At 56.6% G+C, this 14,873-nt stretch carries 17 protein-coding genes and 1 pseudogene; 9 read left to right on the forward strand and 9 right to left on the reverse strand.

All coding sequences use genetic code 11. The features are described 5' to 3' along the window. Window positions 1-83: 83 nt before the first annotated feature. Window positions 84-347: a hypothetical protein gene (locus ACZ25R_RS10825; protein ID WP_472462549.1), complete on the reverse strand. Its 264-nt coding sequence runs from the start codon at window positions 345-347 to the stop codon at window positions 84-86. Between ACZ25R_RS10825 and ACZ25R_RS10830 the strand changes: the two genes are divergently transcribed. Beyond that, window positions 276-515, forward strand: a complete 240-nt coding sequence (locus ACZ25R_RS10830; protein WP_472462475.1) for a multicopper oxidase domain-containing protein — start codon at window positions 276-278, stop codon at window positions 513-515. The two genes, ACZ25R_RS10825 and ACZ25R_RS10830, sit on opposite strands and share 72 nt — an antisense overlap. Before the next feature lie 82 nt (window positions 516-597). On the opposite strand, the pseudogene ACZ25R_RS10835 reads toward ACZ25R_RS10830, so the two are convergent. Next, window positions 598-1,314 (reverse strand): annotated as a pseudogene (locus ACZ25R_RS10835) (YoaK family protein); the annotation flags it as partial. Between ACZ25R_RS10835 and ACZ25R_RS10840 the strand changes: the two are divergent. Further along, window positions 1,213-1,422, forward strand: coding sequence for a hypothetical protein (locus ACZ25R_RS10840; RefSeq protein ID WP_472462550.1), 210 nt, complete (start codon window positions 1,213-1,215; stop codon window positions 1,420-1,422). The pseudogene ACZ25R_RS10835 and the gene ACZ25R_RS10840 overlap by 102 nt on opposite strands. On the opposite strand, the gene ACZ25R_RS10845 is transcribed toward ACZ25R_RS10840, so the two are convergent. Next, window positions 1,419-1,682: a helix-turn-helix domain-containing protein gene (locus ACZ25R_RS10845; RefSeq protein ID WP_113095787.1), complete on the reverse strand. Its 264-nt coding sequence runs from the start codon at window positions 1,680-1,682 to the stop codon at window positions 1,419-1,421. The two genes, ACZ25R_RS10840 and ACZ25R_RS10845, sit on opposite strands and share 4 nt — an antisense overlap. 83 nt (window positions 1,683-1,765) lie before the next feature. Between ACZ25R_RS10845 and ACZ25R_RS10850 the strand changes: the two genes are divergently transcribed. Both ACZ25R_RS10850 and ACZ25R_RS10855 read left to right on the forward strand, forming a co-directional pair. Further along, a complete protein-coding gene (locus tag ACZ25R_RS10850; RefSeq protein ID WP_472460986.1) occupies window positions 1,766-2,017 on the forward strand; it encodes a rhodanese-like domain-containing protein in 252 nt (83 codons plus the stop codon). 11 nt (window positions 2,018-2,028) lie between these two features. Further along, a complete protein-coding gene (locus ACZ25R_RS10855; protein ID WP_472460987.1) occupies window positions 2,029-2,241 on the forward strand; it encodes a hypothetical protein in 213 nt (70 codons plus the stop codon). Between the two features lie 21 nt (window positions 2,242-2,262). Here the strand turns inward: ACZ25R_RS10855 and ACZ25R_RS10860 are convergent, their stop codons facing one another. From ACZ25R_RS10860 to ACZ25R_RS10870, 3 genes are all read right to left on the reverse strand, one after another. Further along, on the reverse strand, window positions 2,263-2,385 hold the full coding sequence (locus ACZ25R_RS10860; protein WP_464660790.1) for a hypothetical protein: 123 nt from the start codon (window positions 2,383-2,385) through the stop codon (window positions 2,263-2,265). A gap of 104 nt (window positions 2,386-2,489) precedes the next feature. After that, window positions 2,490-3,017, reverse strand: coding sequence for a GNAT family N-acetyltransferase (locus tag ACZ25R_RS10865; protein ID WP_472460988.1), 528 nt, complete (start codon window positions 3,015-3,017; stop codon window positions 2,490-2,492). Then, window positions 3,014-3,409, reverse strand: coding sequence for a DUF983 domain-containing protein (locus tag ACZ25R_RS10870; protein WP_472460989.1), 396 nt, complete (start codon window positions 3,407-3,409; stop codon window positions 3,014-3,016). Before ACZ25R_RS10870 ends, ACZ25R_RS10865 begins: the two co-directional genes overlap by 4 nt. Window positions 3,410-3,583: 174 nt before the next feature. On the opposite strand from ACZ25R_RS10870, the gene ACZ25R_RS10875 reads away from it, so the two are divergent. Next, window positions 3,584-4,408, forward strand: a complete 825-nt coding sequence (locus ACZ25R_RS10875) for a spermidine synthase (RefSeq protein ID WP_472460990.1) — start codon at window positions 3,584-3,586, stop codon at window positions 4,406-4,408. Window positions 4,409-4,598: 190 nt separating this feature from the next. Here ACZ25R_RS10875 and ACZ25R_RS10880 read toward each other — a convergent pair whose 3' ends face one another. Genes ACZ25R_RS10880 through ACZ25R_RS10890 form a run of 3 tightly spaced genes read right to left on the reverse strand, consistent with a single transcriptional unit; the run spans window position 4,599 to window position 8,212 of the window. Next, window positions 4,599-5,747, reverse strand: coding sequence for a SphA family protein (locus ACZ25R_RS10880; RefSeq protein ID WP_472460991.1), 1,149 nt, complete (start codon window positions 5,745-5,747; stop codon window positions 4,599-4,601). 33 nt (window positions 5,748-5,780) lie between these two features. Continuing rightward, the gene (locus ACZ25R_RS10885) at window positions 5,781-6,791 is read right to left on the reverse strand and encodes a DUF1214 domain-containing protein (RefSeq protein WP_472460992.1); all 1,011 of its coding nucleotides are present in this window, start codon (window positions 6,789-6,791) and stop codon (window positions 5,781-5,783) included. Between the two features lie 14 nt (window positions 6,792-6,805). Then, the gene (locus tag ACZ25R_RS10890; RefSeq protein ID WP_472460993.1) at window positions 6,806-8,212 is read right to left on the reverse strand and encodes a DUF1254 domain-containing protein; all 1,407 of its coding nucleotides are present in this window, start codon (window positions 8,210-8,212) and stop codon (window positions 6,806-6,808) included. Between the two features lie 1,073 nt (window positions 8,213-9,285). Here ACZ25R_RS10890 and ACZ25R_RS10895 point away from each other — a divergent pair. The 4 genes from ACZ25R_RS10895 (at window position 9,286) to ACZ25R_RS10910 (ending at window position 14,802) form a co-directional block, all read left to right on the forward strand. After that, window positions 9,286-9,666: a hypothetical protein gene (locus ACZ25R_RS10895; RefSeq protein ID WP_472460994.1), complete on the forward strand. Its 381-nt coding sequence runs from the start codon at window positions 9,286-9,288 to the stop codon at window positions 9,664-9,666. A 119-nt stretch (window positions 9,667-9,785) separates the two neighbouring features. Next, window positions 9,786-10,184 carry a FixH family protein gene (locus ACZ25R_RS10900; protein ID WP_472460995.1) on the forward strand — a complete coding sequence of 133 codons (399 nt, stop codon included), beginning with the start codon at window positions 9,786-9,788 and terminating at the stop codon, window positions 10,182-10,184. Next, the gene (locus ACZ25R_RS10905; RefSeq protein ID WP_472460996.1) at window positions 10,181-11,614 is read left to right on the forward strand and encodes an efflux RND transporter periplasmic adaptor subunit; all 1,434 of its coding nucleotides are present in this window, start codon (window positions 10,181-10,183) and stop codon (window positions 11,612-11,614) included. The genes ACZ25R_RS10900 and ACZ25R_RS10905 overlap by 4 nt, the downstream gene beginning before the upstream one ends. After that, on the forward strand, window positions 11,611-14,802 hold the full coding sequence (locus ACZ25R_RS10910) for an efflux RND transporter permease subunit (RefSeq protein WP_472460997.1): 3,192 nt from the start codon (window positions 11,611-11,613) through the stop codon (window positions 14,800-14,802). Before ACZ25R_RS10905 ends, ACZ25R_RS10910 begins: the two co-directional genes overlap by 4 nt. Window positions 14,803-14,873: the final 71 nt, after the last annotated feature.

Raw genomic sequence — 14,873 nt, forward strand, 5'->3', positions numbered from 1 at the left:
GGCACCAAAGGAAAAGGCAGACAATGCTGCTGCCAGGGATAGTACGAACGCTCTCATATCCGTCACTCCTTTCATATTGCTTGCTAACAATAGCCTTGCAACTTCAGGCGGAGAAAATACGCAACGGCAATTGCATGGCACAAAACTTGAGCCTCGAAGATGTCGAATTGCTCCAGTGTCCCGCCTGTGAGGCCTGTAATACAGACATCTCGATAACGAAAAATGGTGGTCTTTTCATGATTACCCCATTGCTTCAATTCTGTATTTCTCATTGGATGCCGGTCGTTTTCCCTGATGGGCATGCCGGCACGGCGTCGCTGCTCACGCTTCAACGCGGGCGTAGTCATATTCTGACGATCCGGAATGAGACGGCTTGGTGGCACCCGATGCATTGCCACGGACACACCCTCAAGGCGCTGAGCGAAATGGCTTGCCCGTCCCGCACCACCAATGGAGCGACACCATTCTGTTCGCTCCAAAGGGCACAGTCGAGTAAATCGTGTCGGGTTTCCTGAAAAATGTTTGGGATGAGCACTGATGGGAGAATGGGGCTCGCAAAAGTGTAATTCAGTCGAGTCCAAGACCAAGCTTGCTCCACCTGTTTTTAAGATCATCAAGCACAGGCACAATCGCCAATACGAGAAGGATGGCTGCAAGCGCAAGCGATGCGGCAAAACCGAGATGCTTGAAACCGATTGCGCCGGCGATACCGCCAACAAGAAACAGCGCGACAAGGGACGCCAGCAGCTTGAGCTTTTTGCGGTCAGCCTTGACGAAAGGCGTATCGGGGCTGCTGGGTGATGCATTCCGGTAGAAGAGCTTGCCCAATTCGATGCCCATGTCGGTCACAAGGCCCGTCACATGGGTTGTCCTTATGCGTGCGCCGGAGAGTTTGGTGATGATGGCGTTCTGCAGGCCCATGATAAAACACAAGAGCATGACTGTTGCCGGAACGAACAGCCATTCACGGTGCTCCAGGTTGCGGCCGAGCAGTCCAAAGCAGATCAGCAGTATGGCTTCAAACATAAGCGGCAGAGCGTATTCGCTCTGGAGTCTTTTCCGCCGCGCCCAATTGACCAGTATGGCTGAGCAGGCGGCTCCGGCCACAAAGGAGAGAAAGGCAGCGAGGCCTGCAAGCAGCAGACTTGTGTCACCGAGCACCAGATTATCGGCCATGGCAGAGACAATCCCTGACATATGAGAGGTGTATTGATGAACGGCCAGAAAGCCTCCGGCATTTGCAGCTCCAGCCACAAAAGTCAGGAACTGCGCAAGATGCCGATCGGTCTTTTCAAACCGTTCTCTCCCGGCAATCTTGCGCAAATAGGGGATCATCAATCAACAGCGACAGGAATTGAGTTGCACAGGTATGTTGTGAAAGTCTTGCCGCTGCACGGTGCATCCCACAGCATCGGCATTTAGTTGAACTTTTGCGACGGTTGACGGTACCTTACGCCTCTGCCACCCGTTTCGCTGCGCGCATGTTCGCCAATCAGCTCAATACCTGCGCGATCAAGGGCGTTGACGACCTTCATCAGGCTGTCGACGATGCCGCGCACATCGCCTTCACTGGCTTCCATCCGTTGAATGGTCGGCAGGGAAACACCCGACATTTCCGCGAGGGCTTTCTGATCGATACCGAGAAGTGCTCGCGCTGCCCGCATTTGGTTTGCAGTAATCAAAATCGTATCCACTTTTATCATTGAGTAGTTAGCTGCATCACCTTACCACTGATGTATAAAACATCAATATGAAGCGATAAAATATGCGCGCCCTCTTGGCAGGAATGAAAGTGGGCGTTATTCTCATCTTTATGACTCAACGTTACAAACCACAGCAAGATCTCAATGATACCTGGACGATCATCGACGCGCGCACGGCACGGGCGGCCGAGATGGGCAGCCGTACCATTATTGGCATGAACCGGCGGGATGCCGAGGAACTTGCCGAGCTTTTGAATAGGCTGGAAGCGCAAAAGCCGGTAACCCAGCGTGATCAAGGCAGCGGCTGCGACTGAAGGGGATGAACATGGCGATCAATGAAACGTCGGTCGAGATCAAAGCGTCCGCAGCCTCGTCCGTGGGCATCGTTGTGGCGACGGGTCTTCATTACGTGCAAGTCAATGACCGCGGCGTAAAGCATGAACTCATTGGGCCGTTTAGAACCCGTGAACAAGCGCAGGCTGAAGTCGCAAAATGGGTTGACCGCTTCAGAGCGGAACTGGAACCACAATCCTGTTGATCGCAATCGGCCGATGCGCGGTTACATCCGCAAGACGAAGAACACCAGCAAGGCAATTGGTGTCGCGATGCTCAATGCCAGAAGAGTGTCATAACCGATCGTTTCCCAGTCCCTCTGACGATCATCCCTGTCCAGATAGGCCATCTCCGTAACCTCCGGTGAAAGGCGCTGAATTTAGCACGGCGGCGCTCGAAAATCCCGTTGATCGGGAGGATTGCATCGACAATTCGGACGCGCCAATCTGACTATCATGCCGTTTTGATGCGCTTGCTCATGTTGATACCAGTCGTCCGGAATCCCCCGGCCTGGTAGACGTGCTGGGCGCGCGTGTTGTCCGCGGCGACGCGCAGCCGGATCTGCTCAAATCCTTCCCTGGCGAGCGCACTTTCCAGAGTATGTAACGCTTTCTTGCCATGGCCGTTACCCTGATAGGCAGGAAGGATATGAAAATCACTGATGAACACTATCTTGGAATCCGTATCGGCGCGGTACCAAAGATAACCAATGGTTTCGGCATTTTCTCTTTTGCCATCCGTTATGCAGAGCAAGACCTGTCCGAATGTATCGGGACCGTTGGGCAGGTCTTTGGCGATTTCGCGTTTCGCCTGCACCACTGCTTCTGGATTGGACAGGCCGTAATTTGCCGAGATCTCCGCAGCATAGTCAGGGATGAAATAATCGAGATAGCCTGAAAACTCGTCTTGGCGCATGGGTCTGAAGCCAATCATCGGCTGTATTCCTTTTGGGGCATCTGTATCATCTGGATGCGACATCATTCGGATTTTGCCGAGCGGTCGATCTGCCCTTCGGCCGCATTGTGCTTGTATTGGAGCGCAATGAGAATTCCCTTCATTGTGCGCAGCGCCGCGAGGCACAGAGCAAGCGCAAGGGGTATCCACAGAATGAAATGCAGCCACAGGGGCGGGGCGAGCGTTACTTCCATCCAAAGGGCAAGGCCGACAACAATGAAGCCGACGAGCAGCATCACCAGGACTGCGGGCCCTTCGCCCGTGTCGACAAAGGAATAATCAAGGCCACAATTCGTGCAGTGTTTGGGCAGCTTAATGAAGCCGTCAAACATTTTGCCCTGGCCGCAGCGTGGACAGCGGCCCTTGATCCCCGCGGAGACGGGATCAACTGGCGGATAGAGCGCTTTATCTTCACTCATGATTTGTCCTTGCTGTTTCTCAAACGGCACTGAGGTTTCTGCACCTATGCTACGCCCGTGCGGTTTATCGCGGATGGAAATTGATTTTTGCCAGTTGCAGCATATATAGGAACGTTTTATAGTCAATTAGTGATGTTTTATACATCATAATTGATTCCAAGTGCTGAGATCAGATTGTTTGCTGAATTGACGCATGCGCGGGGTCTCCGGCCGAGGCCGGTCGATGGCAAGATTATTGAGGTTGACGGCATAATGATCCGGCTGGCGAAGTTTCATTCCGAATTTGGCAAAATCGAAGTATTGCGAGCCAAGAACACCGGCTCGGTTATTTACCGCCAGGGCGGTTTCTACCAATCCGAAAGCGACATAAACGGAGTCAGTGTCGCGCCCTATATTCATGCGATTTTTGGCCTTCTTGCTCAAACACAGGCCAGGAATGTCCTGATGATCGGCTGTGGCGGCGGCAGCCTGGGTACGATGCTTGACAAGACGGGTGTTCGGGTGACGATCGTGGACATCAATCCCACCGCCTTCTTCATCGCCCGGAAATATTTCAACTTACCGCGCAACGTAGAATGTTATGTCGCGGATGGCTTGAACTTTCTGCATGCTGTTCGCCATCGCTATGATGCGATCATTTTGGATGCCTATACGGGAGGGGATATCCCTGATCACCTATGCACCGAAACCTTTTTTGAACTCGCGCATGCACGTCTTGACGAAACCAACGGTTGTTTGATCAGCAATATCTGGGCGCACAATGATCGCGACCTGTTTCCCAAACGGATGGCGGCAAAACTCAGCAATTTCTGGGCGGACGTGCGCCTTCTGGATACCCCTGGCCTGTGGGATCGTAACACCCTGCTCGTGGCGGGGCAGGTTGAGCATTTCGACGAGCCAACGCTTTTAATGCCGCCAACAGAGGTGGCAGATGATGTTGCACGTGATCTTGAGCGTTTCAGGTTTATCCCCTGGCAGCAACCTGAACAGTTGGTGTAGAAGTCTTTGGGCGGTTTCAACCGTCAACACAACAGCATTGCGTCGGCTGCAAACCTTGTTGCCTCATCCTTGTTGTCGGGTGCAATGGCGTTCTGGAGCTTGGCAACGAATTCCGCGTGGTCCTCGTGCGAGCCCAGCGGGAAAGTTCGGTGAGATAGCAACTCATAGAGCGACTATCCACCGCGTTCGGTTAGAATTTGCCGCTGATGTCGAAGAAGACCGCGTCGCCTTTCATCCGGTTCTCGACCTCGACCTCATGCGCCCAGCGCAGGCCGAAATCGACCTCTGTTGTCTTGCCGAATTTGGCTTTGTATTTCACGAATGGACCAATCGCGATGGAACGCCCGCGGAACCCGTCATGGGCGTCGGCGAAGGTGCCACGATCATCCTGGATCTGATGCAGAAAGCCGGCGAGGCCGCCCACCGAAAAATTCTCGCTCAGGCTTTTGGTGACCGCCAGGTCCAGATGGGCCACGGCCCCGCTATAGTAATCGGTGTCGTTGTTTTTGGTGTTGATGTCGACGCCGAGCTTGGCTGAGAGGTCCAGGCCGTATTCGGGCAGCAGCCGTGTGTACGCGACCGCTGGCGTGAACGTCCAATAATTGAGGCCGATGAAGGCAAGGTCGCCTTCCTTCCATTCGCCGGTTGGCGCGGTGACCGTCAGTGAAGCCGAGAAGAACGTGTTCAACGCATCATTATGCCAGCCGAGCACGACGGGAGCGAACGATATGTCGCCCAAGGCTCCGACCTCCTGCTCAGTCCCGAACCGCCCCAGTGTCGCCTGCGCCCTTGTCCAGCCGATCGGGATGACGGCTTGGACCGCATAGGTCCAGTTACCGGGAAGATGCAGGTCGGGAACATAGACCGCCGCCAAGGCGGTGGTCCAGATATCGGCCTCGAGCCCGACTGCGACCGAATTCCTGCCGATCGGCACGTCGCCGCCTGCCTTGCCATGATAATAGATGTTCGAAATGCCCCAATAGACGCCTGGAACGGGCGGGACGACACCTTCTCCAGGCCCGGCGTAGACGCCGGGAATGTAGCGGCCCGCCACGGCCTCGGTGGCACGCGCATCCCCTGCCCAAACAGTCGCCGCAGCGGCCATGGCTGCCATACCGAATATGCGTGACATCGCTCTTGAAATCATCCCCACGTTCCCCTGCTTAAAATTCACCAGCGTAATGCCTGACTCTATGTTTGCGCCGTAAGGCCGATCCGAACCCATCCCAATGCCCGGCCGTACATGGGTGTTGATTTCCTCTGAGAAATGACCCGGCATGTCCACCGAGATTTGACCCGCCTTGTATGATGTTTCGGGTCTGGTGTTGTGGTCTAGCACCTGCTTTTCTCCATTGCGTTTTTCGGCTGCGGGCTATTGTTCGGCAACGGGGAAAGTCCAGCTTCCATCGAGTATCGGCTGTTGGGGGCGATAAAGCCGGACCATGTAGTTCCACCCCTTCATGACCGGCAGGCAATTCGGCACTTTTCCGTCGCAACCGCCGAAATGAACGATGATGGACCCGTCGCCTTCCTTCTTCGCGGTGATGTCGTTAAGCGAGTAGGCGTCGTACTCGTTCTTAACGTAATAGCCGTTCTCGTCGTAAAGGCTGATCGACCAGAAGCCATCTACCGGAACGTGCTTGACCTGCAACGTGTAGTTTGTCTTCCCATCATTCTTTGGGGGGACGACGTTGAGATAGATTGCGTCGCGAGGCGGATTCGCGCCCCAAGCCGAAGCGGCACCGATCAGGTATTGCACCGGATCGACTTCCTCCCGCGTTCCAAAAGCCTTGCGGGTATCGGTGACGGTGCCGGCCAGAACCAGCAGTGCCTCTCTCACTTTTTTCTGGCTTTCCTTATCCCAGTTCGGAACCTCGAACTGTCCGGGGCCACCAGGCTGATCAACCTTTATGGCGTCCTGTAGCGCGTGGACCCGTCCGAGATCATCGGGATCGTTCGGATCGACGAGCGTCCGGACGCCGACCAGCGCGTACCGGGTGCCGATCTTCTCCCTGTCAAGCTTGTGCGCCCCAGCTCCGTATTCCGTGGTCGTGTATTGATCCTCGCTGATGATTTGCATCGACATAAAGCGCTTCCCGGCATCTGGAAGCGTCACCGTCACGGGCCCGGCGTCAAGATCGAACACCCGCGTCGAGTAGAGCGTGTCCCTGTTGCCGCGGATCACGGTCTGCTTGTCGATCGGCAGGAGTTCGCGGATGTGATGCCATCCTCCAAATCCTCCTCCTTTGACGGAGTTGGTGAAGTAGAGGTCTGTTTCTGCCCGAACGAAGTTGTCGACCGTGACGGGAACCGGCGTCTCCGCCAATACTGCCGGCGAGAACAGTAGTGCCGCCGCGAAGGCAATCAAGGTTCTGATTTGCATGGTCTCCCTCGCCACTACCTTGCTGACATTTTTTCGATGTCCGGGAGCCGCCATGTCTTCTCGAAGAGCGGCTTCTTCGGCCCGTAGAACCGGAAAATGATCTCCCAGCCGGAACCGTCCTTCGTCGGCACCCAGTTCATTTCCTTACCTTCCGGGGCTTTGGGCCCGAAATAGACGTCCACCGATCCGTCCGCATTCTTCTGGAGGCCGGGCGTGTTGGAGCCACGGCTCGACCAATTCTGGTCTCGGATGAGGCCGTGGGTCTCGCGATCGTAGACGGTGCCTGACCAGTAGAGCGATACGGGCGCGTCCGCAGGCACCGTCAGGCGATAAGTGCTGCCGCCATCAAGAGCGTTGCCATCCTTGTCCTTGATCGTCACCAGATAAAACTGCCCGGTGCCGAGATGCTTGATGCTGGAAAAGGCGAACGAGAAGAACGTGCCGCGGCTGTCGAGGGGATAGACGCCCGGCGTGCTGAACAGGTTGGACAGGCCCTCGCTCAGGTCGTGAGGGACCGGCAGCGCCCATTGAGCGCCTTCATAGAAGGGTGGCTGGAACAGGGCTTCGTACTGCTTCTCCAGCAGTCCGTGAGCCTCGACCGCTGACCGCTCCAAGGTTTTGCTGGCGTCTCCGTCCGGAGCGAACGGCTTTCCCTGCTCGATGCCGACCGATTTGAGTTGGTCGATCATCGCTTTGTCTCGTTCGAGCCAGGGTTCACGCTGCACGAAACGGTCAAGTGCCTGGAAGAAGCGCAGATCGTAGGGGATCGTGCTGTCGAAGACGGTGTCAGCGGCGTCCACGAACGTGGTTGCGGGAGGCTTCCCAGCCTGTGACAGCGGATAGAGCTTGATCTTGCGGGCATAGTCGACCGCCTTGGCGACATCGGCCGCGCTGCCGCTGCCAACATTGGAGCGCAAAAGCGCGTAGGCCATGTTGGTGTCGGAACGAAGTGGAATGTAGCCCTTCAAAACCTTGCCCGAGTAGCCCGGAGGCAGGATCAGGTATTTGCCGCCACGGCCCTTGTCGACACCCGCTGGTCCGACGTCTTCGAGCGCGGCCTGCCAGGCGTCCATGATCGTGCCGGTGATTTCGCCGTCCTTCGCTGCAGGAATCTCCAGAACCATTGGCCCGACGTTCTTCGTATCGATGAAAGGCATCAGATAGATGGTGCTGGGGTTCGGCGTGAGTGTCTGATTTCGCCAGTCCGGTATCCTTGACCAAAGAACGATCTGGTTCTCCTTGCCGCCCGCCTTTGTCATCGCCTGGAACATCAGGTTAAAGTTGACTGCGGGCATGCCCCAGACGACCGCTTCGATCGCCCGGCTTGCGCGCTGCTTGCCCTCTGAGCCTTCTGCTGCGATTCCCGAATGTGGAAGGAAAAATACGACGCCTGCCAGGAGCGCCACCGCAAACGCTTTCATCTTGTCCTCCGATAGGCCAGAAATGGAACACAAGTCCGAGGATCGGGCCATGCTTGACGATGCCGTTGGTCAGGCTGCCGTTGGAGTAGTTCACGCCAAGGGCGCGATAGCCGATCACAGCCGAAACCGTTTCCTTCCATTTGTACCCGACGCCTCCCACGAGCGTGCATCCTATGCCCAGCATAGCGGCAATCTTCGCTCCCCCCCGAAAGCATCTTGGTCAAGGTGCGACCGGGACACCGCGTACGGTTCACATCGAAGTGCTGGTGGTATGATTTGAATATGCAAACGGCCGAGGGAGGAAGTACGTAACTGTTACATACGTTGCAGGATCGTTGTTTGGGGGCTGTCCGTCAGGATCTGCCAACTCCACATGATAGAACGGGCCAGGGCGCGCCTGTACTCCTCTATATCTGCGCGATCATTCGAGCGTTTTCTTTGGCGTCGATCCTCAGGGTAACAATTTCGGTGTCATAGGGCCCGATGTCAAAACCAAGATCGCGGGCTTCCGGGTGGCCAGTGTACTCGACTGGAACATGCCCGCACCGGCAGGCCGTCCGCTTCCATCAGATTCAAACACGCGTAGTTGTGACAACACTTAACGAAGGAGACTAGAAATGAGAAATTCCATGCGTTTCCTCGGCCTGGCGATGGCCCTGACATTCAGCGTCGCCAACGTATCCCCCATTCTTGCTGCGCCCCATCCCGAAATGAACGGTTGATGGATGACCCTGGTCCGATGACGGCCTTTCTGCTGTCATCGGACAGCCGGCATCCTGTTGATAAATGAAAGGTTTTTGCGATGATGATGAACGGGATGTCTGAAGGAATGGGTTGGGCCATGGGAGCCCTTGGTGTCCTGTTTCTTGTCGTTTTGCTTCTCTTGGCCGCAGCCCTCGTCAAATATCTCCTGCGTCATTGAGAGGGCCGCGTCGAATTCTAGGTTTGGTATCAATGCCAAGTGCTTCACGGTGCATGGCAACAAGTGGGCGCTGGATGGTCCGTGCGGCAAATTACATCAACTTCCGGTGAGCACCTGTTCAGGTCGAGACGCTTGTGTCAGATAGAGATCAATGACGAGATATTCTGCCATCCGTATGCTCATGTTTGCTTTCGCTTTGCTGGGGCTTCTGCTCGGGCCGATGGCGGTTTTCGTGAGCGGTGCGGCTATGGCTGACCAGAACATGCCCATCACGATGGGCATGGGCGACAAGGTCGAAACGGCAAGCATGCCAGTCGACATGTCGTGCTGTCCGGAAAAGCAGGTCAAGATTCCCGACTGTTCCAAGGACTGCCCGCTGAATGTTCTGTGTGTCACCGGTTTCTCCAGCCTGTCGACAGTCGATGTCGATACCTTTTCGATCTTCGGGCAAAAGAACCTCTTTCATCTCGCTGTCTTTGAAGCATTGGCGTCACGCATAGGCGATCCGCCGCACCGACCCCCAAGCCTCTGATTGTCATCGACGCGTGAGCGTCGTTCCGCCGAGTGGTACCACCGCTCGTCACGTTGCGTAGCGTTTGCTGCGCTGACCGCCGTGCACACCACGGTTCATGACAATCGGAATTTGAAACTATGAAAATCAACCGTTCTGCTTTTGCGGGCCTCGCGCTCGCCTCTCTCTTCACGGCCGTAACTATGGCCCATGCCGCCCCGTCCGACTACGAGTTCAAGCTGGTCACCAGCGAAATCCAGAAGAACGACGCGGCCACTATTGCCGTCAAGCTGATCGACAAACGCTCGGGAAAACCTGTCGAAAATGCCGTCATTTCGGCAACCCGCATCGACATGCAGCCCGATGGCATGGAAATGATGACCACGCCGGCCAAGGCCATGCCAACGACGGAAGCGGGCGTCTATTCCTTCAAGACGAACCTGTCGATGGCGGGAAACTGGCGCTTCTCGGTCGCTGCCAAGGTGCAGGGTGAAGAGGGCACTGTCGAAAACAAGCTTGTTTTCAAAGTCGTGCAGTGAAACGCACAACGTCCGCACTCGTTCTGGTCGCCGTCGTCACGGCGGTCGGAATGGGCGGCTATTGGGTAGGCCAACATGGCCTGCCCACGGCCGTTGTTGCTCTCCTGCCGAAAACCGTCATGCCGGAAACCGCTCTGGCCGAAACTGCCGGGCCAATTCCGGCGTCCGGTCCGGTCATCTATTACCGTCATCCCGATGGATTGCCGGAATATTCCGGCACTCCGGCCAAAACACCGGATGGGCGGGCATTCCGCCCGGTCCTTGCCAGCGAAGATGTAAGTTTCGACGATGCAAAACCGGCCGCTGGGAAAATGCCGGATAAGCCCGGTGAACGCAAAGTGCTCTATTACCGCAATCCGATGGGACTGCCCGATACATCGCCGCTGCCGAAAAAGGACTCCATGGGAATGGACTACATTGCCGTTTTCGACGGCGAAGACACCAATGATGGTTCGGTAACGATATCGCCGGGTAAACTGCAACGATCGGGCGTGAGAACGGCGGTTGCCGAGATGGGCACGATCATCCGGCCCGTGCGGGTTCCCGGAACCGTCCAGTTGGACGAGCGCCGCGTCAGCGTGGTTTCCACCCGCACGGAGGCCTTCGTTGAAAAGGTCGCCAATGTTACGACAGGGGATGTCATCGCCGAAGGAGCGCCGCTCGTCAGTTTTTATGCCCGTGAGATCGCAACGGCGGGCGCGCAGTACATCACCGATCTTAGAGCCGATAATTCTGGTTCGAATGGCGGCAGCAGGTTGCGCCTCGAAAACCTCGGTGTTCCCGTCCAGGTGATTGCCGATATCAGGGACAATCGGAAAGTGCCGTCGTCGATCACGTTGACTGCGCCTCGTCGTGGCGTCGTTCTCGAACGCTCGGCCGTTGAAGGCATGATGGCTGCACCCGGAGCTGTGCTGTTCAGGATCGCCGACATTTCACATGTCTGGGTCATGGCTGATGTGCCCGAATATGAACTTGGGTCGGTGCGGATTGGTGCTGACGTGACGGTCAGGGTCCGCAGCCTTCCCGGCAGTGAGTTCAAGGGAAAGGTCGATCTGATCTATCCGGATATTCAGGCGCAGACGCGTACCGCCCGCGTCCGGATCGAGTTATCCAACCCGGACGGGATATTGCGGACCAATATGTATGCGGACGTTGAAATCGCCTCCGGCAACGGCGATCCGGTTGTCACCGTTCCCGACAGTGCCGTTATCGACAGCGGTGATCGTCAGGTGGTGATCCTCGACCGGGGAGACGGCAAGTTCGAACCGCGCAAGGTCAAGGTCGGCAAGCGCGGCGACGGTATGGCCGAAATCAGTGATGGAATCAGCGCCGGAGACAAAGTCGTCGCGTCGGCAAACTTCCTGATCGATGCCGAAAGCAACCTGAAGTCAGCGCTCAATACCCTCGCGCCTGCGGAGGCAAAGCCATGATCGCGCGTATCATTGACTGGTCAGCCCGCAATCTCATCATTATCTTCTTTGCTTCCATCATGGCGGTTGGTGCAGGCATTTACGCCATCCGCACTCTGCCGCTGGACGCGATCCCGGACCTTTCCGACGTTCAGGTTATCGTCTTTACCGATTATCCCGGCAAGGCACCGCAGGTTGTCGAGGATCAGGTGACCTATCCGCTGACGACATCGATGCTGACGGTGCCGAAGTCCAAAGTCGTCCGCGGCTTCTCCTTTTTCGGTGTGTCGTTCGTCTATGTGATCTTTGAAGACGGAACGGACATGTATTGGGCACGCAGCAGGGTGCTCGAATATCTGAATGCCGCCGCAAGCCGTCTGCCGGCAGGCGTTACGCCGACACTCGGGCCCGACGCGACAGGTGTCGGCTGGGTCTATCAGTATGCGCTTGTTGCCAAGGAACAGTCGCTTGCCGAGCTGCGCTCGATGCAGGACTGGATCGTCCGTTTCGGCGCATCGAAGGCCGAAGGCGTATCGGAAATTGCCGGGCTCGGCGGCTTCGTCAAGCAATACTCCATCGTCGTCGATCCCGCACGACTGAAGTCGCAGGGCGTCACTCTGGACGAGGTTGGCGCAGCAGTCCGTGCCAGCAACATGGATACAGGTGGCCGGACGGTAGAACTGTCTGAATTCGAGTTCATGGTGCGCGGGCGCGGTTATCTCAAGAACGTCTCAGACATCGAGAATATCGTTTTGAAAACGCAGAATGGCGTTCCGCTCAGGCTTTCGGATGTTGCTGCCGTGGAAATCGTCCCTGACGAGCGGCGCGGCATTGCCGAAATGGACGGGACTGGCGAGGTCGCCAGCGGCATCGTGCTTCAGCGCGTCGGCTCCAATGCGCTGACGGTCATCGACAATGCCAAGACAAGTCTCGCGGAAATCAAGAACAGCCTGCCGGCAGGCACCGATATCGTTCCGGTCTACGACCGTTCGACACTGATCAATTCTGCGATTGAAACGTTGAAGAGAACATTAGTGGAGGAAAGCATTGTCGTTGCGCTGGTAACGATCATTTTTCTGCTTCATGTCAGAAGTGCGCTCGTAGCCATCATCATGCTGCCCGTTGGTATTCTCATGGCCTTCATTGCCATGAAATGGCTGGGGCTGGGGGCCAACATCATGAGTCTCGGCGGTATTGCCATTGCCATCGGGGCAATGATCGATGCGGCTATCGTCATGATTGAAAACGCCCATAAACATCTGGAGCGTGCGCCGCCCGGCAAACCCCGGGTCGAAATACTGATCGAGGCGGCGGGGGAGGTTGGACCGGCCCTGTTCTTCAGCCTGCTGATCATCACAGTGTCGTTCATTCCGATCTTCACACTCGAAGGTCAGGAGGGCAAACTGTTCGGGCCGCTGGCATTCACCAAGACGTTCTCGATGGCTGCTGCGGCGCTTCTCTCGGTTACTCTGGTGCCTGCACTGATGGTTCTGTTCGTGCGCGGCCGGATTATTGCCGAGCACAAGAACCCGGTGAACCGCTTTCTGATCGCCATCTACCGACCACTGATCACAATGGTTCTGAAGGCAAAGTACCTCACCATCCTGATCGCACTTGCCGCTCTTGTCGTGACGATTTGGCCTGCGCGCCAGCTTGGCAGCGAGTTCATGCCCAACCTCGACGAAGGCACGCTGATGTATATGCCCACGACGTTGCCGGGAATATCCGTCACCAAGGCCGCCGAATTGCTGCAGACACAGGACAGGATCATCAAGTCGTTTCCGGAAGTCGAATCCGTCTTTGGCAAATCGGGAAGGGCGGATACGGCGACCGATCCAGCCCCGACTGAAATGTTCGAAACCATCATCAACCTGAAACCGAAGTCGGAGTGGCGGCCGGGCGTCACCGCCGACAGTCTGAAGAACGAAATGGATGCTGCCTTGCAGTTTCCAGGTGTTTCGAATGCCTGGACCATGCCGATCAGGGCGCGCACCGACATGCTGTCGACGGGTATCCGCACACCTGTTGGCGTCAAAGTGTACGGTACGGACCTTGCTCAAATGGAAGGGGTGGCAAGACAGATCGAGCGGGTGCTGAAATCCGTACCGGGGACGTCGAGCGCCTATGCCGAGCGGGTCATCGGTGGATATTTCCTCGATATTGTTCCGGACAGGGTGGCGCTCGGACGTTACGGCCTGTCGATCCAGAATGTTCAGGATGTCATCTCCATGGCTCTGGGCGCGCAGCAAATCACCCAGACAGTGGAAGGACGGGAACGTTACGGCGTCACCATCCGTTATCCCCGGTCGCAGCGCAGTGATCCGCAAGCCATCGCCCGTGATGTGCAGATTGCTTTGCCGGGCGGTGGAACGGTTCCGCTCGGTGAAGTCGCCAAGGTCGAATTGACCCGCGGCGCAACCTCCATCCGCACGGAAAACGGCCAACTGGTGGTCTATATCTTTGTCGATATCACGGGCCGGGATCTTGGCGGCTATGTTCATGAGGCCAAGCTGGCTGTGGCCGATCAAGTCAAATTGCCGGCGGGCTACTCCGTCGCCTGGAGCGGTCAGTTTGAATACCTTGAGCGGGCCGAAGCCAAGCTGAAGATCGTGGTACCGCTGACGCTGGCGATCATCTTCCTGCTGCTCTACCTCAACTTCAAGGCCCTCACGGAAACCCTGATCGTCATGCTGTCGCTGCCATTCGCCCTGGTGGGCGGCATTTGGCTGATGTGGTGGCTCGGCTTCAACACGTCGGTCGCCGTGGCGGTCGGCTTCATTGCGCTGGCAGGGGTGGCAGCCGAGACGGGCGTGATCATGCTGATCTACCTTGATCAGGCGTTGAAGGAAGTGCAGGCAAGACGGGCGGCAAGCGGCGGCGTGTTCACACGAGCCGATCTCAATGAAGCCATCATGATGGGAGCGGTCGAACGTGTCCGGCCGAAGATGATGACCGTCGTTGCCATCATGGCAGGGCTTCTGCCTATCCTGTGGAGTACGGGAACGGGATCGGAAGTCATGCAGCGCATTGCCGTGCCGATGATCGGCGGCATGATCTCATCGACACTGCTGACGCTTATTGTCATTCCTGCCGTCTATGGCATCGTCAAAGGATGGAAGTTGAGGGTGGCAGGTGTGGTGGAAGCGCACGACACAGGCACACTGCCGATACCGGCGGCAATGAATCCGCAAGCTGGAGGTACACACTGATGAAGAGACGCGTATTCTTATGTACAGGCATCGGGGCAGCTTTTGTTGCCCTGACCGTTAGCAAGGCCAAA

Source organism: Phyllobacterium sp. RCAM01083, from assembly GCF_055685835.1.

Excerpts from the sequence above, each read along its gene's own strand:
- ACZ25R_RS10830 (WP_472462475.1), top strand. The coding sequence starts at position 276 with ATGCCGGTCGTTTTCCCTGATGGGCATGCCGGCACGGCGTCGCTGCTC.
- ACZ25R_RS10825 (WP_472462549.1), bottom strand. The coding sequence starts at position 347 with ATGACTACGCCCGCGTTGAAGCGTGAGCAGCGACGCCGTGCCGGCATG.
- ACZ25R_RS10840 (WP_472462550.1), top strand. The coding sequence starts at position 1,213 with ATGAACGGCCAGAAAGCCTCCGGCATTTGCAGCTCCAGCCACAAAAGT.
- ACZ25R_RS10850 (WP_472460986.1), top strand. The coding sequence starts at position 1,766 with ATGCGCGCCCTCTTGGCAGGAATGAAAGTGGGCGTTATTCTCATCTTT.
- ACZ25R_RS10855 (WP_472460987.1), top strand. The coding sequence starts at position 2,029 with ATGGCGATCAATGAAACGTCGGTCGAGATCAAAGCGTCCGCAGCCTCG.
- ACZ25R_RS10860 (WP_464660790.1), bottom strand. The coding sequence starts at position 2,385 with ATGGCCTATCTGGACAGGGATGATCGTCAGAGGGACTGGGAAACGATC.
- ACZ25R_RS10865 (WP_472460988.1), bottom strand. The coding sequence starts at position 3,017 with ATGATGTCGCATCCAGATGATACAGATGCCCCAAAAGGAATACAGCCG.
- ACZ25R_RS10870 (WP_472460989.1), bottom strand. The coding sequence starts at position 3,409 with ATGAGTGAAGATAAAGCGCTCTATCCGCCAGTTGATCCCGTCTCCGCG.
- ACZ25R_RS10885 (WP_472460992.1), bottom strand. The coding sequence starts at position 6,791 with ATGCAAATCAGAACCTTGATTGCCTTCGCGGCGGCACTACTGTTCTCG.
- ACZ25R_RS10890 (WP_472460993.1), bottom strand. The coding sequence starts at position 8,212 with ATGAAAGCGTTTGCGGTGGCGCTCCTGGCAGGCGTCGTATTTTTCCTT.
- ACZ25R_RS10895 (WP_472460994.1), top strand. The coding sequence starts at position 9,286 with ATGACGAGATATTCTGCCATCCGTATGCTCATGTTTGCTTTCGCTTTG.
- ACZ25R_RS10900 (WP_472460995.1), top strand. The coding sequence starts at position 9,786 with ATGAAAATCAACCGTTCTGCTTTTGCGGGCCTCGCGCTCGCCTCTCTC.
- ACZ25R_RS10910 (WP_472460997.1), top strand. The coding sequence starts at position 11,611 with ATGATCGCGCGTATCATTGACTGGTCAGCCCGCAATCTCATCATTATC.